The sequence below is a fragment of the Burkholderia sp. SR8 genome, from assembly GCF_052851275.1.
The window spans coordinates 36,800-54,431 of sequence record NZ_JAULUC010000021.1 but is presented as its reverse complement, the minus strand read 5'-3'; the positions used below and the strand labels follow the sequence as shown (position 1 = coordinate 54,431).

The window sequence follows — 17,632 nt, the reverse complement described above, 5'->3', positions numbered from 1 at the left end:
TGCGCTCGGCGCGTGCGGCGCGTGCGGCGCGCAATGTATCCCGTTCCCGCCCCAGTCGCTCTCCCGCGAGCCGGGCCGCACCTCCCGCCATCGGCTGCATGCGTTCACCTTGAAGTAACAAGCACTCTGGGGCAACGCGCCGCGCCCGCGGACAGCGCCGATTCCCGATTTCGCTGCCTACCGCGCGCCGTTCCGGCGCTCTGCCGACACCCGGCCGTCCCGACTCAGGTCATCGTTCCACGACATCGCCGGACACCGACTCCGCAGTCGATCGCCGCCACCCGCGCTCCGCGTCGCGCGCGTTGCCGCGCTACCGCAACGTCGCGTTCAGCGTCTGCAGCTGCTCGACCGTCGCCGTCACGCCGCCGCATACGATCACCGCGATATCGGACGCCGAGGCGAGCACCGGCACCGGCTGTTCGAGCGCGGCCAGCGCGGCGCCGCACGCAGGCTCGACGAGGATCCGGTGTTCGTCCAGAAACCGCAGCGATGCAGCCACCGCCTGCGCATCGGACACGACGACCGGATGGATCGCATGCCGCGTCGCCCAGTCGAGCGCCGCGTCGCACGGCCGCTTCGCGCCGAGCGACGTCGCGATGCTGGTAATCGCCGGCAATTCGATCGCGTGGCCCTGCGCGATCGAGCGCGCGTAGCTGTCGGCACCTTCGGTCTCGACCGCGACGACCGGCACGTCGTGCCAGCCGTTGCGCTCGAGCCCTTCGAGCACGCCGCACAGCAGCCCGCCGCCGCCGACCGCGAGCACGATCGCGTCGGGCTTGGGGCCGGTCGCCGCCATCTCGTCGACCATCGTCGCGTGTCCTTGCCACAGCACCGGGTCGTCGAACGGGTGCACGAATGCATCGTCCGCGCCGACGGCGGCCAACGCGAACGCGTTCGCCTCGGCCCAGCTCGCGCCGTGCACGACGACCTCGGCGCCCTCGACGCGAATCAGCTCGCGCGCGCGGGCCGACGCGCTTTCCGGCACGACGACGAGCACCGGCACGCCGAGCTCGCGGCCGCAATACGCGACCGCGATGCCCGCATTGCCGCCCGACGACGACACGAACCGGCGCGCACCAGCCGCATGGCGCGCTTCGCACGCCGCGCCGATGCCGCGCAATTTGAACGAACCGGACGGCTGCAGCGCGTCGAGCTTCAGCCGGATGTTCGCGCCAAGACGGCGCGACGCGATCTGCGAACGGAGATACGGAGTCTGGATATGAAGCGGCATGGCGCGGGACACGGGTGGGGACGGACGGAACGCACGCGGCCTGCGAACAGGCCCGGCAACGGCGACCATCGTACGGCACGCCGGCCATGCTTTCCAATACCATCGAATGGCGTTTGCTATGCTTTCTCGGCATATCCATCGCATCAATACCGGGATCGACATCGCATGCGCCAGATCGAACTGCGTCACCTGCGTTACTTCGTCGCGGTCGCGCAAGCCGGCAGCGTGATGGCCGGCGCTCGCGCGGCCGGCATCGTGCAGCCCGCGCTGTCGCGCCAGATCCGCGAGCTGGAGGACGCGATCGGCACGCCGCTGCTGATCCGCCGCGCGACGGGCGTCGCGCTGACGGCGGCCGGCGCGAGCTTCCTGCAGGATGCGACCGGGCTGCTCGCCGCGTTGCAGGACAGCCGCGAACGCGCGCTGCGCTGCGCGGCCGGCCAGCTCGGCGAATTGCGGCTCGGCGCGCTGCCGAACTGTCTGCCGCTGCCGGTCGTCGCGAACGTGCTGAAGGCATTTCGCGATGCGTGTCCGGACGTGAAACTGTCGATCGCGCCGATGCTGTCGGCCGAACAGGCGGCGGCGCTGACGCGCGGCCAGCTCGATGGCGGCATCATGGCGTGGCGCCGCGACGAGGCGCCGCATCTGTCCGGCGTTCGGCTGTTGAGCGACCGCTTCGTGCTCGCGATGCCCGCACCGCCGGGCGGCCGCTTTCACGCGCCGCGCACGCTCGCCGACGTCGCGCACGAACCGTTCGTCTGGTTCGACGCGCAGCGCTCCGCCGCGCACCACCGCTTCCTGATGACGCAGTGCGAGCGGGCCGGCTTCACGCCGCGTATCGCGCAGGTCGGCAGCGACATCCCGACGCTGATCGGGCTCGTCGCGGCTGGCATGGGCTGCGCGTTCATCCCCGAAAGCGCGTCGCCGACGTGCCCGCGCACGGTGCGGCTCATCGCGCTCGACGAGCTCGCGAGCCGCTTCGACATCGAATTCGTGTTCGACGGTGCGGCGGCGCCGGCGTCGCCCGTCGTCGCGCGGTTTCTCGATGCCGTGCGCGGCGCGGCCGGCCGCGCGGACTGATCGGCCGCCTGGTGCGCTTGCCCGATCGGGCAACGCGAACCGCGTCACCGGCCGGCCGCCCGGCCGTTCGCCTTCCGGGCGCATCGCCGCACGGCCGGTTTCGCCGTCATCCCGTCCGAAACATCCGCTCGCACGGACGAAAGGCCTTTGCAGGCGATGCGCGCCGACGCCGTCGCGCCGGTATTTTTAAATTGGCACCAAAAACGGCCGTTTAACGCCAGTTCGAATTGCCATGCCGCGAAATATACTGCGCGCGCATCCACACCCTCGTGCCAAAGAGAGGATGCCTTTCCGCCCCGGTCACGGTCCCCCTGTGACCGGGGCTTTTTTTCGCGCGCGCGCCGCCGTCGTGCCGCTCGTGCCGCTCGTGCCGCTCGTGCCGCTCGTGCCGCTCGTGCCGCTCGTGCCGCTCGTGCCGCTCGCGCTGCTCGCGCTGCTCGCGCTGCGCCGCAAGCCGGGTCGGCCGGGCGCGGCGCGAAACCGGGCCGTGCTTCGGCACGCGGACGCCGCTATCATCCCGCCCCGCGCGGCCGGCGGGCCGCCGCCACGTCGCCGAACCCGTCGCCCGAGGCAGCGCACGCATGCCGACCCACCGCGCATTGTTGACATGAAATCAAGATAATTTCGTCCGCATGCGGCTTTTTCCGCAAAAGTAATGCGGGCACACTTCACGCTGTCCGCAACGGCTCGATGCCGTTGCCTCATGCTTACAGGAGCGCATCGCGTGAACACCACGACTTCTTCTCCTTCCCGTCCGGGCGGCAGCGCCACACTGCCGCTGCTGGCGCTCGCCGCCGGCGCATTCGGCATCGGCACGACCGAGTTCTCGCCGATGGGCCTGTTGCCGGTGATCGCCGACGGCGTGCACGTGTCGATTCCGCAGGCCGGCATGCTGATCAGCGCGTACGCGATCGGCGTGATGGCCGGCGCACCGCTGATGACGCTGCTGCTCGCGCGCTGGTCGCGCCGCTCGGCGCTGATCGCGCTGATGTCGATCTTCACGATCGGCAACCTGCTGTCGGCCGTCGCGCCCGACTACACGACGCTGCTGCTCGCCCGGCTCGTCACGAGCCTCAACCACGGCGCATTCTTCGGCCTCGGGTCGGTGGTCGCGGCCAGCCTCGTGCCGCGCGACAGGCAGGCGAGCGCGGTGGCGACGATGTTCATGGGGCTCACGATCGCGAACGTCGGCGGCGTGCCGGCCGCGACGTGGCTCGGCCAGATGATCGGCTGGCGCATGTCGTTCGCGGCGACCGCGACGCTCGGCGTGATCGCGATCGCCGGCCTGTTCGCCGCGCTGCCGAAGGGCGAGCCCGGCAAGATGCCGAACCTGCGCGCCGAACTGGCGGTGCTGACGCGCCCCGTCGTGCTCGGCGCGCTCGCGACCACGGTGCTCGGCGCCGGCGCGATGTTCACGCTGTACACGTATGTGGCGCCGACGCTCGAACACGTGACCGGCGCAACGCCCGGTTTCGTGACCGCGATGCTCGTGCTGATCGGCGTCGGCTTCTCGATCGGCAACATCGCCGGCGGCCGCCTCGCCGACCGCTCGCTCGACGGCACGCTGATCGGCTTCCTCGTGCTGCTGATCGTGACGATGGCCGCATTCCCGCTACTCGCCCGCACGCACGCCGGGGCCGCGATCACGCTGCTGGTCTGGGGCGTCGCGACGTTCGCGGTGGTCCCGCCGCTGCAGATGCGCGTGATGCGCGCCGCGCACGAAGCGCCGGGCCTCGCGTCGGCCGTCAACATCGGCGCGTTCAACCTCGGCAATGCGGTCGGTGCCGCTGCCGGCGGCGCCGCGATCTCGGCCGGCTTCGGCTACGCGGCGGTGCCGCTCGTCGGCGGGCTGATCGCCGCGGCCGGGCTTGCGCTGGTCGCGCTGCAGATCATGCAGCGCCGCCGCGCGCCGGTGGCCGCGAGCTCGTAAGCGCGGCCATCCGGTTGGTGCCGATGCGCGGCACCGCAATCGAAAACGCCCGCGTCGGCATCCCGTCGCGGGCGTTTTCGTCGGCGTGTCGCGCAGCGCCGCCGTTGCTTCGACGGATGACGGATCGACGGACCGGCAGATCAGCGCACGGCGGCGAACCCGCCGAAGAACGCGCGCGCGTTCGCATCGAGGCTCTCGAGGTGGTAACCGCCCTCCTGCACGATCACCGTCGGCAAGCCGAGCGCGCCGAGCGCGCCGCCGAGCCGCCCGAACCCGTCGGTCGTGACGGCCACCTGCGACTGCGGATCGTCCTTGTAGATGTCGAAGCCGAGCGCGAGCACGAGCGCATCGGGCTGGAACCGCGCGAGCGCGCGCAGCGCGTCGTCGAGCCGCTCGAAGAACGCCGACTCGGACGCGCCGTGCGGCATCGGCAGGTTCAGGTTGTAGCCGGCGCCGGCGCCCGCGCCGGTCTCATCCTCGTAACCGGCGACGACCGGATAGAAATTGGTCGGGTCGCCATGAATCGATACGTACAGCACGTCGTCGCGGCCGTAGAAGATCTCCTGCACGCCCTGCCCGTGATGCATGTCGGTGTCGAGGATCGCGACGCGGCGATGGCGGCCGAGCAATGCCTGCGCGGCGATCGCCGCATTGTTCAGATAGCAGAAGCCGCCGGCCGCATCGCGCCGCGCGTGATGGCCGGGCGGCCGGCACAGCGCGTATGCGTCGCGCGCGCCGTCGTTCACGTCCGCCGCGGCCGCGAGCGCGCTCTGCGCGGACCAGTACGCGGCGCGCCACGTGTTCGCGCCGACCGGGCAGCTGCCGTCCGCGAGATAGCGCGCGGCCTTCGCGAGCACGCCGCGCAGCGGATTCGGGTCGCGCACGAACACGTTCGACATCACTTCGTCGCCCCAGTCGTCGGGCATCCGCTTCCAGTCGCGGTGCGCTTCTTCCAGGAAGCGCAGGTAGTTCATGTCGTGCACGGCAACGATAGGCGCGGTGCCGCGGTCGGCCGGTTCGCGCACGTCGAAGTCGAGCGCACGTACGGCCGCGACCAGCCGCGCCGCGCGCTCGGGCACTTCCTGCGGCTCGCGCATCTTACCGCGCGACAGGTAGGTGCGCGGATGGTGCAGCAACTGTTCGGGGTGGAAATAGGTTTTCATCGTTCGTTCTCGTCGGTTTGCCGCGTCATGCATCGTGTGCTGCAGTCGCCGCTGCAGTCGCCGCGACCGTGCGCGCTGCGACACCTGCACGCGCGAGCACCGCGTTGAGCAGCACGTTCGTGCCGCACGTCACGTCGTCGGGTAGCGCGTCCTCTGCCTCGTTGTGCGACAGCCCGTCGACGCACGGGATGAACACCATCGCGGTCGGCACGCGGCGCGCGAGCAGGATCGCGTCGTGACCGGCACCGCTGACGATCCGCTCGTTCGCGTAACCGAATACATCGGCGGCCTGTGCGACGAGCTCGACGCAAGCAGCGTCGAACGGCGTCGCGGGGCTGCGCCAGCAGGTGTCGATCGATACCTGCACGCCGCGTGCGGCCGCGACGCGCGCGCACGCGTCGCGCAGCGCGCGCTCCATCGCATCGACTTGCGCATCGTCGTGATGGCGCAGGTCGACGGTGAACGTCACGTCGCCGGCGATCGTGTTGCGCGACGCGTTGCGGATCCCGACCTGCCCGATCGTCGCGAGCCCGCGCGGCGCGTAGCCGGCGACGATCCGTTCCAGCTCGAGCGCCATCTGCGCGCTCGCGAAAAATGCATCCTTGCGATACGGCATCGGCGTCGTGCCCGCATGTGCGGCCACGCCCGTCACGCGCACGTCGAGCCAGTGGATCGCCTGCCCGCCCGTGACGACGCCGATCGTCGTGCCGTTCGCCTCGAGCACGGGCCCCTGTTCGATATGCGCTTCGAAATACGCGTCGACCGCGCCGCCCGGCGCGCGCGTGCCGCGATAACCGCATGCATCGAGCGCGGCGCCGAGCGTGATGCCGTCGGCGTCCTGCGTCGCGAGCGCGTGGTCGAGCGACAGTGCTCCCGTGAACACTGCGGAGCCGAGCATCGCCGGCGCGAAGCGCGCACCCTCTTCGTTGGTCCACGATACGATCTCGAGCGGCTTGCCGGTCGCGATGCCCGCATCGTTCAGCGTGCGCACGATCTCGAGCGCGGCGAGCACGCCATAGACGCCGTCGAAGCGGCCGCCTTCCGGCTGCGTGTCGAGATGGCTGCCGATCAGCACCGGCGCGGCCAGCGCATCGGTGCCGTCGCGCCGCGCGAACAGGTTGCCGACCGCGTCGACGCTCACCGCCATGCCCGCGTCGCGGCACCACTGCGCGAACAGGTCGCGCCCGCGCCGGTCGTCGTCGGTGAGCGCGAGGCGCCGCACGCCGCCGCGCGGCGTCGCGCCGATGCGCGCCATGTCCGCCAGGCTCTGCCACAGGCGGGCGCCGTCGATTTGCAACAGGTCTTTCATTCGAACTCCGATCGATTCATGCGTAGAGGGTGTCAATGCGAGCCGAGCGCTTCGGCGGCGGCCGGCTGGGCCGCGCGGCGCGCGTCGAGCGCGACGATGCAGAGCAGCGACAGGCCGGCGAGACCGGTGTAGAACACGGCAAGCGGCCACCACTGTCCGGCGAAGCGATGCGCGAGCCAGGTGCCGACGAGCGGCGTGAGGCCGCCCGCCAGTGCGCCGCAGATCTGGTACGCGAGCGAGATCGCCGAATAGCGCACGTGCGCGGGAAACACGCCGCTGACGAAGCCCGCGATCACCGAATAGAAGCCGGCCATGCACACGACCGCGAGCGCGATGCCGGCGATGAGCGACGCCGACGTACCGCCCTGCACGAGCATGAACATCGGATACGGCGACAGCATCGCGAGCAGTGCGGCGATCTTCAGGAAACGCGCGCCGCCGATGCGCTCGGCGATCCACGCGGCGATCGGTTGCGCGATGAACTGGATGATCGCCACTGCGAACAGGCTGTCGAGGATCAGCGAGCGCGACACGCCGACGTACTGCGTCGTGTACGAGATCATGAACGTGTTGGTGAAGTAGACGCCCGCGATCCCGATCGTGTTCGCGCCGATGCAGAGCAGCACGAGTCCCGACGCGGAGCGGAACACTTCGGCGACCGGCAGCTTCACGGTGCGGTTCGCTTCCTTCACGCGCGCGAATTCCGGCGACTCGTTCACGCCGAGCCGGATCAGGATGCCGACGACGAGCAGCACCGAACTCGCGAGAAACGGCAGACGCCAGCCCCATGCGAGGAAGTCGGCCTTGTCCATCGACGTGACCGCGCGGAACGCGATCAGCGACAGGATCAGCCCGGCCGGGCTGCCGAGTTGCGCGAACGATGCGAAGAACGTGCGGCGGCCCTGCGGCGCGTGTTCGCCCGCCATCAGCACCGCGCCACCCCATTCGCCGCCGACCGCGATCCCCTGCACGATGCGCAGCACGATCAGCAGCACCGGCGCGAGCATGCCGACCTTCGAATAGTCGGGCAGCAGCCCGACGCATACGGTGGCGACGCCCATCATCATCAGCGTGGTCATCAGCGCCTTCTTGCGGCCGATGCGGTCGCCGAGGTGGCCGAACACGATGCCGCCGAGCGGGCGCGCGAAGAAGCCGACCGCGAACGTCGCGAACGACGCCATCGTGCTGACGAAGCGGTCATGCGACGGGAAATAGAGTTCGCCGAACACGAGCGCGGCGGCGGTCGCGTAGATGTAGAAGTCGTACCACTCGATCATCGTGCCGATGAATGCGGCCGTCGCGGCACGCGCCGGCTGGCGGGCGGAAGGAAGGGACTCGGTCATGCTGGCTCCTGGCGCGTGCGGCGGCACGCGCAATATCGTGGTGACGGCCATCTGTCGCGGCCTCGCGCCGCACGGTGCGGCACCCCTCCTTTATCGGCGACCGCTCATCATTAGTCAAATTTCAAGTTATTATTCGAGATATAAATTCGACTAATGCCTATCCTGGCTGGCCCGGAGACCCGATGCGCACCGATCTCGCCCCCTTCCTGAACGACCGCCTCGACTGGAACCTGCTGCGCACCTACCTGGTGATCATGCAGGAGCGCAGCGTGAGCCGTGCTGCCGCGCGGCTGCATGTGACGCAGCCGGCCGTCAGCCAGGCATTACGCCGTCTGGAGGACACACTGGAGCGCAAGCTGATCGAGCGGCGCGGCGCGCACTTCGCGCCGACGCCGGCGGGCGAAGCCGTGTACCGGATCGCGAGCGACATCTATGGCGGCGTGTCGCGGCTCGAAACGGAGCTCGACGACAGTACGGCCGACCTCACCGGGTCGATCCGGCTGCTGACGGTCAGCCGCATCGAGTCGCCCGTCTACGACGAATTCCTCGCCGACTTTCATCGTGCGTATCCGCGCATCGATCTGCAGATCGAAGTGATGCGCTCGTCCGACATCCTGTCGTCGCTGCTGCAGAAGACGGCCACCGCCGGGCTCGGCCTGTGCCGCACGCCGCACGACAAGCTGCAGATGCGCTGCTTCCTGCGGCAGCGCTACGCGATCTACTGCGGCCGCCATCACCGGCTGTTCGGGCAGACGCAATTGCGGATGGACGATCTGCTCGCGGAGAACTTCGTGTCGTTCACGAGCGACCAGATCGGCGACAGCCTGTCGCCGCTCACCGTGTTCCGCGACCAGAAGGGTTTCACCGGCCGCATCGTCGCGTCGTCGCCGAGCCTCGAGGAAGTGCGGCGGCTGATCTTCGCCGGTTACGGGATCGGCTGCCTGCCGGAACATATCGTGCGCGACGACCTCGCGCAGCAACGGCTGTGGCGGCTGCCGCCCGACGAAGGCCTCGTCGACGTCGACGTGTTCCTGCTGTGGCATCGCGACCGCAAGATGAACGCGGCCGAACAGGCGTTTCTCGACGCGATGGAGCGCTGCATGCAGCGGCATTCGCTCGCGGAACGGCTCGGGATGTAAGCGCGCAGATCGCGAGCGCGCGCAGCGGCTCAGTTGCTCAGTCGCTCAGTCGCGCAGCTGGGAAAGGAAGGAAACAGGCGCCGGCCCGCAGGGCCGGGCGCCTTGGTGCATCGTCAGAAGCGATGCACGATGCCGAGCTGCACGCCGCGCGCATTCGCGCCCGGATACGCGAGCGGCAGGCCCGGGTTCGCCGCGCCGGCGAGCGTGTAGCCGGCCTGGCTGCGGTTGCGCAGGTACGACAGCGCGCCGTAGAAGCTCGTGCGCTTCGACAGGTCGTATTCGTACATCAGTCCGACCTGGTCCGCGTTGTCGCCCTGCGACGTCTGGTCGTGCAGGTACGCGTAGCCGAGCGCGACGTAGTTCGCCGGGTTGAGCTGGTACTTGACCGACAGCCCGTACACGCGCGAATCGATCCCGATATCGCGCCACTTCACCGCGGAGAAGCCGCCGTACACGGTTGCCTTGCCGATCGCGTACGACGCGCCGGCCATGATCGTGCGATCGGTCGTGCTCGCCGTCCGGTTCTTCAGCCACTGCCCGGCGACGAATGCCGCGAACGGCCCGTGCTCGTAAGTCACGTCGAACTGCTGGCTGGAGCCCGCGGAGCGCACGCCGCCGGCGTCGCCGAAGCCGAAGTACAGCCCGGCCTGGAACCCGGCAATCTCCGGGCTCTGGTACGACAGCGTATTGCTGGTGCGGAACGCGAACACGGTCAGGTTGTCCATGCCGGACGCCTGCGTGACACCGCCGAACGCGTCCTGCCCGCCCTGGTCGTTGAACAGCGGCGAATTCTGGCGGCCCGCGCGCACCTTGCCCCACTGCCCCGCGATGCCGACCCACGCCTGCCGGTTGAACATGCTGCCGGCACTGGCGAGCGATCCGTCGTTCGGGTTGAAGCCGTTCTCGAGCGCGAACTCGATCTTCTGGCCGCCGCCGATGTCCTCGCCGCCCTTCAACCCGAAGCGGCTGCCCCACTGGCCGCCCGAGCCGATCGCCGCGGTATAGCCGTTGCCGGTGTTCACGTATTGCGCGAATTCGTCGATCACGCCGTACAGCGTGACGCCGTCCTGCGCGAACGCGGCCCCCGAGCCGCCGATACATGCGGCCGCAACGGCCAGCTGAATACCGGCATGCGCCAGTCGCGCACGGGTGCGATTGCCGCGCGCAGTCATTTGTTTAGTCATGCTATTCGATCGAAGGAGAATGAAACGATGCCGGGCATGATGGTCTGCCATGCCGGCATCGCGGATAACGAAGGTGACGTGCAGGTACTGCTGGCGGCAGCGCCGGGTGGCGCTGCGGGGCCGCTCGGGCCGGCTGTTTGCCGGCCCGGCGGAAGACGCGATGCGTCAGTGCTGGACCTCGCCGCGTTCGAGCGGCAGGATCAGGCGTTCGGGGATGCTGCGCCGCGATGCGCGCGCGCCGATGTAATACAGCACGGCCGGCACGGCGAGCCCGAGGATCCACGAGATGTCGGTGCCGCCGAGCGCGTCGACGAGCGGGCCCGTGTAGATGTGCGTCGACATGAACGGCAACTGCACGAGGATGCCGACGACGTAGATCGTGATCGCCATCACGTTCCAGCGGCCATAGCGGCCATCGGGATCGGACAGCGCCGGCACGTCGTAGCGCGAGCGCGTGAAGCAGTAGTAGTCGACCAGGTTGATCGCGCTCCACGGCGTGAAGAACGCGAGCAGGAACAGGATGAACGCGGTGAATTCCTTGAGGAACGAATGGCGGCCGGCAAGTGCGATCAGCGTCGACACGCAGATCATCCCGAAGATGTAGACGAGCCGGCTCTTCGACGACACCGCGTGCTTGCCGCGAAAGCCGCTGACGATCGTCGCCATCGACATGAAGCTGCCGTATGCGTTGAGCGCGGTCACCGTCACCTTGCCGAACGCGATGCTGAAGTACAGCAGCGCCGCCACCGCGCCGGTCGAGCCGAGGCCGACGATATACGACACCTCGTGGTGCGCGAACTGGCTGCCGGCGAGCGCGGCCGCGAACACGCCGAACACCATCGCCGCCTGCGCGCCGAGCACCGAGCCGAGGCCGACCGCGAGAAACGTGGCGACCGACGACGTCGAGCGCGGCAGGTAGCGCGAATAGTCGGCGACGTACGGGCCAAACGCGATCTGCCACGACGCGGACAGCGACATCGACAGCAGGAAGCTCGCGAGCGAGAAGTGCTTGTTCGCGAGCAGCGCGCCGACGTCGTGGTTCGCGAACAGCTGCGCGAACATGTAGACGAACGCGACGATGCCGACCACGCTCGCGATCCGGCCGACGAAGTGGATCGCGCGATAGCCGAACACCGTCAGCACGACGATCACGGCCGCGAACAGCAGGATGCCGGCCGCGTCGTCGACGTGCAGCAGCTGCGCGACCGCCTGCCCGGCGAGCACCGAGCCGCTCGCGGAAAAGCCGATGTACATCAGGCACACGAGCACGATCGGGATCATGGCGCCGTACACGCCGAACTGCACGCGGCTCGAGATCATCTGCGGCAATCCGAGCTGCGGCCCCTGCGCGCCGTGCAGCGCCATCACCGCGCCGCCGACGAGCTGGCCGAGCAGCAGCGCGATCAGCGACCAGAACACGTCGCCGCCGAGCACGACCGCCAGCGCCCCCGTGACGATGGCCGTGATCTGCATGTTCGCCGACAGCCACAGCGTGAACTGGCTCAGCAGGCCGCCGTGGCGTTCGGCGTCGGGAATGAAATCGATCGAGCGTACCTCGATCAGACCGCCGGCTTTTCCACTGGGATTCGTTGACACGGGTAAATCTCCAAGATACTGAGGATCGCAAATGGTTGGGACGAAACGGGAAACGTGCCGAGCCGCCCTTTCGGCTCGCCGGATGCAGTGCGCCGGGGATCGCCGGCATGCGCCACGCACGCACGGTCTGCACGCTGGCGCGCAACCGGCACGACGTGTGCCGACATTGCCAGCGGATGATCTTGTATATACAACTTGCGTGATATCGGTGATTACCCGGTATCCGGCGATTTTCGAAACCGTCCGAAAAACCGGGCGCGTGCGACGGGTCGGGCCGTCGCTTGCGCGCGGGAAGCGTGAAAGATCAGGCGCCGGTGCGCGGCGCAGGCGCGGGCTCGGGGGCGGCGACCGTGTCGTCGGCCGGAAGGAGGTTCAGCATGCGGCGCGCGGCTTCGGCGTCGCGCGCGTGCAGCCATTCGTCGTGGTCGTCGCGGCGCAGGATCACGACGCCGCGCTTCTGGTCGCCGGGCCGGTGCATGCGCGCGAACACCGGATGATCGTCGGCATTGACGGTGAGCATCGCCATGCCGATCCGCTCGCGGCCGTCGGCCGTCTCGTAACGCCGCCAGATGCCGGCGACGCAGCATGGCTGCCAGCCGGCGGCGCCGATCCGGTGCCACACGTTGCGGCCCGTCTCGTAGCACGGCTCGACGATCCAGCGCACCGGAATCAGGCAGCGCTGGCCGTTGCGCCACGCGTCGCCGTAAAGCCGCGACGAACCGACCGTTTCCGCACGCGCATTCATCGTATCGAGCTTCCTGCGCTTGCGGCCATGCTCGTCGACACGCTCGGGCTGCATGAACTTCGGCCAGAAGCCGAACACCGCGCTGACGACCGCGAGACCGTCGCCGTCGGCGCGCGCGATGGGCGCCGCGTAGTCGGGATACACGTCGGGCGCCCAGGGATCGCGGCGATACAGGTCGCCGATGCCGATTCTCAACTCGCTGATGCCCGGGTCTTCATCGGGCGCGCGGTAATGGGTGCACACGCTGGGGCTCCGCAGACGATGGACACGATGTTCTCATCGTAGGTCACATGCACGCCGCGTTCCCGCTATCGGCTGGTATGACGAAACAGTCTTACGGCGACCTGTTCGTCATCGTGCGCCGCGCCGGCGCGATGCATGGAGGCAGATGAGTTCCAGCGCGATCGTCGCGCCGGCCAGCGACGTGATTTCCGCGTGATCGTACGGCGGCGACACTTCGACGACGTCCATCCCGACCAGATTGATGCCGTCCAGATGACGCAGGATCTCGAGCGCCTGATGGCTCGACAGGCCGCCCGCGACCGGCGTGCCGGTGCCCGGCGCGAACGCCGGATCGAGACAGTCGATGTCGAACGTCAGGTACACCGGATGGTCGCCGACGCGTTCGCGAATCCGCGCGGCCACCGCCGCGGGCGTCGACGCATGCACGCTGCGCGCGTCCTGGATCTCGAAGCCCATCGGCGCGTCGTTGGTCGTGCGGATGCCGATCTGCGCGGAGCGTTCGGGCACGACCCACCCTTCCCGCGCGGCGTGATAGAACATCGTGCCGTGATCGATGCGCTTCACGTCGCGATCGGGCCACGTATCGGTGTGCGCATCGAAGTGCACGAGCGACAGCGGGCCGTGCACCTTCGCATGCGCCTTCAGCAGCGGATACGTGATGAAGTGATCGCCGCCGAGCGTCAGCATCGCGCAGCCGCGCGCGAGGATCGCATCCGCATGCCGCTCGATCGCGCCCGGCACCGATTCGGGCTGGCCGAGATCGAACGCGCAGTCGCCGTAGTCGACCGCGGCCAGCACGTCGAACGGATCGAATGCCCACGGCCACGGGCGCTCCCACGCGATGCCGGTCGACGCGATGCGCAATCCTCGCGGGCCGAAGCGCGTGCCGGGCCGATGCGACGCGGCCGCATCGAACGGCACGCCGGTGATCGCGAGATCGACGCCGTCGAGATCGCGGCTGAAGCGCCGGCGCATGAAGCTCGTCGCGCCGGCGAAGCTCGGCTCGGCCTGCGTGCCGTAAAGGCTGTCGCGCGTGAACGCGAAATCGTTCTGGCTCATCGTCGGATTCCTGTCGGTCGGGAACACGGGAATACGGTCGCGCCGCCGCGACCTCGTGCCCGATTCTGACGTACCGCCATCCGACGAAACATATGAACTAACATAAGCCGACTTCACGAAACGCGACGTATCGTCATGCTGACTCGCTTGAGAGACATGGATGTGCAGCTGCTGCGGCTCTTCGTCACGATCGTCGAGAGCGGCGGCTTCAGCGCCGCGCAAGGCACGCTCGGGATGGCGCCGTCGACGATCAGCACGCAGATGGCCAAGCTCGAGACGCGCATCGGCTTCAGGCTGTGCGAGCGCGGCAAAAGCGGCTTCCGGCTCACGCCGAAGGGCGAGCGCGTGCTGCAGTCGACGCGGCGCCTGCTGCAGGCGATGGACGCGTTTACGCGCGATACGCAGCACGTGTCGGGCACGCTGCTCGGCGAACTGCGCATCGGCTTGTCCGAGCGGCTCGCGCCGGACGTCGTCGAATCGATCGCGGCGTCCGTCGGGCGCTTTCGCGCGCAGGCGCCCGACGTGCTGATCGAAATGCTCGCGGTCGCGCCCGACGAACTGGAGCGCAGGCTGCTGAAAGGCGAACTGCAGCTCGCGGTCGGTTATTTCTCGGGGCATCAGGCCGGGCTGAACCATGCGCCGCTGTTCGTCGAGCAGCAGTCGCTCTATTGCGGCGCGCGGCATCCGCTCGCCGCGAAAAAGACCGTGTCGATGAACGACGTCTCACGGGCGAGCAACGTCGCGCGGCTCTACAAGACCCACACCGCAGGCTCGACGCTGCGCAATGTGCAGCCCACCGCGTTCTCGGAAAACGTCGACGCCGACGTGATCTTCATCCTGTCCGGCGCACACGTCGGCTTCCTGCCCGACCATGTCGCGGCGCCGTGGGTCGCGGCCGGCAAGATGCGCAGGCTGCTCGCGAGCAAGCTGAGCCACACGGTCGGATTCCAGCTCGCGACGCCGCGCAACAGCGACGGCGGCGAAGTGCTGCACGCGTTCTGCGCTGCGCTCGCCGAACAGTTCCCGGCGCTCGACGGTTGCGTGCGCAACTAGCCGGCGCGTTGCGTCCGTTCGTTCATCGGAGCCGGTCAGCCGTGCCGCCGGCGCGCTGCACGTCGCGGTTCACGCGAGGCGCTCCGATCCGACGACATGCACGCCCGGGCGCGCCTCGAGCGCGGCATCGACCAGCGCGCCGGCAATGCGCGGCGCCGGATTCACGCGCCACCTGCGCGGCAACAGCGGCCCGGCGGCGCTCAGCGCAAGCACCAGCATCCGTTCGCCGAACCGGAATTCGTCGCGGCTGCCGCCGATCAGCCCCGGACGCACGCAGGTCAGCGACGCGAACCCGATGCCTGCGAGCGCACGCTCGACCTCGCCCTTCACGCGGTTGTAGAAGATGCGCGAGTCGGGATCCGCGCCGAGCGCGGAATTCAGCACGTAGGTCGGCGTGCCGGACCGGTGAGCGAGACGCGCGACCGCGAGCGGATAGTCGTGGTCGACGCGGCGAAATGCGGGCCGCGAGCCCGCGACCCGCATCGTGGTGCCGAGCGTGCAGATCACCGCGTCGGCGTGCCACCAGTCGGCCGATTCGGGCAAGCGCTCGAAGTCGACTTCCAGCGCGCGCATCTTCGGATGCGGCGACAACGGCCGGCGCGCGAGCACGATGACCTGGTCCACCCGCGCATCGGCCAGCGCGAGCTCGAGGACGTGGCGCCCGACGAGTCCGGTCGCGCCGACGAGCAACAGTTTCATGTCAGGTGGTTCCGTGTGGGTCCTGTGTAGACGAGCCGCGCGCGACAACCACGCGCATCCGGGCACTCGCAATGCCGCGCCGCGGCGAACCGGCCCGTGCGCCTGTGCGCGTCGCATCGCATCGCATCGCATCGCACCGAATACCGACACGATGAACGGTTCGCTCGCGACGGTCAACGGCCGACTTCGCCGCGCGCGAGCCGGGTGCGCATGCCGGCGCGCGCACGCGTATCGACTCCTTGCATGAACGAGGGCCTGAGTGGCAGCCGACGGTGCGGGCAACATGCCGACGCGGCGATGCGATCCGATCGGTTGCCGACGACGATGCGGCGTGTCCGTCGGCGCGGCTTCGTCGCGCCTGCGCCGTGCACGCCGCATCGCTTGCGTCGAGCGCCCTCGCTATCCGCGCAAACAAAAAGCCCCGCCGTAGCGGGGCTCCGTCCGGCCGTACCGCGCAGCAGGCGATTACACGTGCAACGCATGCCCCAGCGCCCGCAACGCGGCCTCCTGCATCGCCTCGCCGAGCGTCGGGTGTGCATGGATCGTGCCGCCGATGTCCTCGAGCCGCGCGCCCATCTCGAGCGACTGCGAAAACGCCGCGGCCAGCTCGGACACACCGCGCCCGACCGCCTGCCAGCCGACGATCAGGTGCGTGTCGCGCCGCGCGACGACGCGCACGAAACCGTCGGTCGCCTGCAGCGTCATCGCGCGGCCGTTCGCCGCGAACGGGAACGATGCGCTGATGCAGTCGACGCCGGCCGCCGTCGCATCGTCCGGCGACCAGCCGGACGTGACGACCTCGGGATCGGTGAAGCACACGGCGGGAATCGACGCGGGCGTGAACTTGCGGCGCCGTCCGGCGATCAGCTCGGCCACCATCTCGCCCTGCGCCATCGCGCGATGCGCGAGCATGGGCTCGCCGGCCACGTCGCCGATCGCCCATACGTTGCGCATCGACGTCCGGCATTCGTCGTCGATGCGCAGCGCGCGGCCGTTGCGATCGAGCGGCAGCGTTTCGAGCCCGAAGCCGTCGACGCGCGGCCGGCGCCCGACCGCGACCAGCACGCGATCGGCGGGCAGCGTCTTCTCCGCGCCGTCGGGCGCCTGCACGCGCACCGCACCGTCGCTCGCGAGGCCCAGCACCTTGTGGCCGAGCCGCAATCCGACACCGAGCCGGACGAGCGAATCGGCGACCGGCTTCGCGAGTTCCGCGTCGTACGCGGGCAGCACGCGCTCCGCCGCTTCGACGATGCTCACGTCGACGCCGAGCTTGCGATAGACGGTCCCGAGTTCGAGCCCGATGTACCCGGCGCCGACGACGACCAGCCGCTTCGGCAACGATGTCGGGGACAGCGCCTCGGTCGACGACACGACGTGACCGCCGAACGGCATCGACGGCAGCGCGACCGGCTCCGAACCCGTCGCGAGCAGCAGGTGCTCGCATGCGATGCGCGTCGTGCGGTCGCCGGCGACGACGTCGACCGTCTTGCCGTCGACGACGCGCGCGTCGCCGTGCAGCACGCGCACGCCATGCTTCTTCAGCAGCGCGCCGACGCCGCGCGTGAGCCGCTCGACGATGCCGTCCTTCCACGCGACGCTTGTCGCGATGTCGATTTCCGGCGTGCGCACGCGAATGCCGAGCATGCCTTCGCCGGCCTGTCCGCATGCCTGCTCGAACGCGTCTGCGACATGGATCAGCGCCTTCGACGGAATGCAGCCGATGTTCAGGCACGTGCCGCCGAGCCGTTCGCGCTCGACGAGCACCGTCGGAATGCCGAGCTGCCCCGCGCGAATCGCGGCGACGTAACCGCCCGGACCGCCGCCGATCACGAGCAATGTGGTGTGTTCGTTCGGCATCGCG

The 17,632-nt window shown here is 69.2% G+C and carries 15 protein-coding genes; 5 read left to right on the top strand and 10 right to left on the bottom strand.

The window, feature by feature from the left end; genetic code table 11:
• Nucleotides 1-310: 310 nt before the first annotated feature.
• The gene (locus Q3A80_RS23680) at nt 311-1,231 is read right to left on the bottom strand and encodes a pyridoxal-phosphate dependent enzyme (RefSeq protein ID WP_446331299.1); all 921 of its coding nucleotides are present in this window, start codon (nt 1,229-1,231) and stop codon (nt 311-313) included.
• A gap of 165 nt (nt 1,232-1,396) precedes the next feature.
• Here Q3A80_RS23680 and Q3A80_RS23675 point away from each other — a divergent pair, with 165 nt between their 5' ends.
• The 3 genes from Q3A80_RS23675 to Q3A80_RS23665 all read left to right on the top strand — a co-directional run bounded on the left by Q3A80_RS23675 (nt 1,397) and on the right by Q3A80_RS23665 (nt 4,238).
• Nucleotides 1,397-2,308 carry a LysR family transcriptional regulator gene (locus Q3A80_RS23675; protein ID WP_446331298.1) on the top strand — a complete coding sequence of 304 codons (912 nt, stop codon included), beginning with the start codon at nt 1,397-1,399 and terminating at the stop codon, nt 2,306-2,308.
• A 283-nt stretch (nt 2,309-2,591) separates the two neighbouring features.
• Entirely contained in the window at nt 2,592-2,930 is a 339-nt protein-coding gene (locus Q3A80_RS23670) for a hypothetical protein (RefSeq protein ID WP_446331297.1), read from the top strand.
• A 102-nt stretch (nt 2,931-3,032) separates the two neighbouring features.
• Nucleotides 3,033-4,238, top strand: a complete 1,206-nt coding sequence (locus tag Q3A80_RS23665) for an MFS transporter (protein WP_446331296.1) — start codon at nt 3,033-3,035, stop codon at nt 4,236-4,238.
• A 140-nt stretch (nt 4,239-4,378) separates the two neighbouring features.
• Here the strand turns inward: Q3A80_RS23665 and Q3A80_RS23660 are convergent, their stop codons facing one another.
• From Q3A80_RS23660 to Q3A80_RS23650, 3 genes are read right to left on the bottom strand one after another with little or no spacing between them, the layout of a single operon-like run.
• Nucleotides 4,379-5,401, bottom strand: coding sequence for a histone deacetylase family protein (locus Q3A80_RS23660; RefSeq protein ID WP_446331295.1), 1,023 nt, complete (start codon nt 5,399-5,401; stop codon nt 4,379-4,381).
• Between the two features lie 25 nt (nt 5,402-5,426).
• Entirely contained in the window at nt 5,427-6,710 is a 1,284-nt protein-coding gene (locus tag Q3A80_RS23655) for a Zn-dependent hydrolase (protein WP_446331294.1), read from the bottom strand.
• A gap of 32 nt (nt 6,711-6,742) precedes the next feature.
• Nucleotides 6,743-8,053, bottom strand: a complete 1,311-nt coding sequence (locus tag Q3A80_RS23650) for an MFS transporter (protein ID WP_446331293.1) — start codon at nt 8,051-8,053, stop codon at nt 6,743-6,745.
• A 182-nt stretch (nt 8,054-8,235) separates the two neighbouring features.
• Between Q3A80_RS23650 and Q3A80_RS23645 the strand changes: the two genes are divergently transcribed.
• The gene (locus tag Q3A80_RS23645; RefSeq protein WP_446331292.1) at nt 8,236-9,192 is read left to right on the top strand and encodes a LysR family transcriptional regulator; all 957 of its coding nucleotides are present in this window, start codon (nt 8,236-8,238) and stop codon (nt 9,190-9,192) included.
• Between the two features lie 113 nt (nt 9,193-9,305).
• On the opposite strand, the gene Q3A80_RS23640 is transcribed toward Q3A80_RS23645, so the two are convergent.
• From Q3A80_RS23640 to speB, 4 genes are all read right to left on the bottom strand, one after another.
• Complete coding sequence (locus Q3A80_RS23640; RefSeq protein WP_446331291.1) at nt 9,306-10,376, bottom strand: porin; 1,071 nt, start codon at nt 10,374-10,376, stop codon at nt 9,306-9,308.
• 165 nt (nt 10,377-10,541) lie between these two features.
• Nucleotides 10,542-11,972, bottom strand: coding sequence for a purine-cytosine permease family protein (locus tag Q3A80_RS23635; RefSeq protein ID WP_446331290.1), 1,431 nt, complete (start codon nt 11,970-11,972; stop codon nt 10,542-10,544).
• A 304-nt stretch (nt 11,973-12,276) separates the two neighbouring features.
• A complete protein-coding gene (locus Q3A80_RS23630; protein WP_446331289.1) occupies nt 12,277-12,960 on the bottom strand; it encodes an SOS response-associated peptidase family protein in 684 nt (227 codons plus the stop codon).
• Nucleotides 12,961-13,068: 108 nt separating this feature from the next.
• Nucleotides 13,069-14,019 carry an agmatinase gene (speB, locus tag Q3A80_RS23625; RefSeq protein ID WP_446331288.1) on the bottom strand — a complete coding sequence of 317 codons (951 nt, stop codon included), beginning with the start codon at nt 14,017-14,019 and terminating at the stop codon, nt 13,069-13,071.
• A gap of 135 nt (nt 14,020-14,154) precedes the next feature.
• Here speB and Q3A80_RS23620 point away from each other — a divergent pair, with 135 nt between their 5' ends.
• The gene (locus Q3A80_RS23620; RefSeq protein ID WP_446331287.1) at nt 14,155-15,072 is read left to right on the top strand and encodes a LysR family transcriptional regulator; all 918 of its coding nucleotides are present in this window, start codon (nt 14,155-14,157) and stop codon (nt 15,070-15,072) included.
• Nucleotides 15,073-15,141: 69 nt separating this feature from the next.
• Here the strand turns inward: Q3A80_RS23620 and Q3A80_RS23615 are convergent, their stop codons facing one another.
• Together Q3A80_RS23615 and lpdA are read right to left on the bottom strand one after the other, a co-directional pair.
• On the bottom strand, nt 15,142-15,771 hold the full coding sequence (locus tag Q3A80_RS23615; protein WP_446331286.1) for an NAD(P)H-binding protein: 630 nt from the start codon (nt 15,769-15,771) through the stop codon (nt 15,142-15,144).
• Between the two features lie 465 nt (nt 15,772-16,236).
• Complete coding sequence (gene lpdA, locus Q3A80_RS23610; protein ID WP_446331285.1) at nt 16,237-17,628, bottom strand: dihydrolipoyl dehydrogenase; 1,392 nt, start codon at nt 17,626-17,628, stop codon at nt 16,237-16,239.
• Nucleotides 17,629-17,632 lie beyond the last annotated feature (4 nt).

What these genes read in the sequence shown, in the direction of transcription:
- Q3A80_RS23640 (WP_446331291.1), bottom strand. Translation starts at nt 10,376, where the DNA reads ATGACTAAACAAATGACTGCGCGCGGCAATCGCACCCGTGCGCGACTG.
- Q3A80_RS23615 (WP_446331286.1), bottom strand. Translation starts at nt 15,771, where the DNA reads ATGAAACTGTTGCTCGTCGGCGCGACCGGACTCGTCGGGCGCCACGTC.
- Q3A80_RS23620 (WP_446331287.1), top strand. Translation starts at nt 14,155, where the DNA reads ATGCTGACTCGCTTGAGAGACATGGATGTGCAGCTGCTGCGGCTCTTC.
- speB (WP_446331288.1), bottom strand. Translation starts at nt 14,019, where the DNA reads ATGAGCCAGAACGATTTCGCGTTCACGCGCGACAGCCTTTACGGCACG.
- Q3A80_RS23650 (WP_446331293.1), bottom strand. Translation starts at nt 8,053, where the DNA reads ATGACCGAGTCCCTTCCTTCCGCCCGCCAGCCGGCGCGTGCCGCGACG.
- Q3A80_RS23680 (WP_446331299.1), bottom strand. Translation starts at nt 1,231, where the DNA reads ATGCCGCTTCATATCCAGACTCCGTATCTCCGTTCGCAGATCGCGTCG.
- Q3A80_RS23675 (WP_446331298.1), top strand. Translation starts at nt 1,397, where the DNA reads ATGCGCCAGATCGAACTGCGTCACCTGCGTTACTTCGTCGCGGTCGCG.
- Q3A80_RS23660 (WP_446331295.1), bottom strand. Translation starts at nt 5,401, where the DNA reads ATGAAAACCTATTTCCACCCCGAACAGTTGCTGCACCATCCGCGCACC.
- Q3A80_RS23670 (WP_446331297.1), top strand. Translation starts at nt 2,592, where the DNA reads ATGCCTTTCCGCCCCGGTCACGGTCCCCCTGTGACCGGGGCTTTTTTT.
- lpdA (WP_446331285.1), bottom strand. Translation starts at nt 17,628, where the DNA reads ATGCCGAACGAACACACCACATTGCTCGTGATCGGCGGCGGTCCGGGC.
- Q3A80_RS23645 (WP_446331292.1), top strand. Translation starts at nt 8,236, where the DNA reads ATGCGCACCGATCTCGCCCCCTTCCTGAACGACCGCCTCGACTGGAAC.
- Q3A80_RS23655 (WP_446331294.1), bottom strand. Translation starts at nt 6,710, where the DNA reads ATGAAAGACCTGTTGCAAATCGACGGCGCCCGCCTGTGGCAGAGCCTG.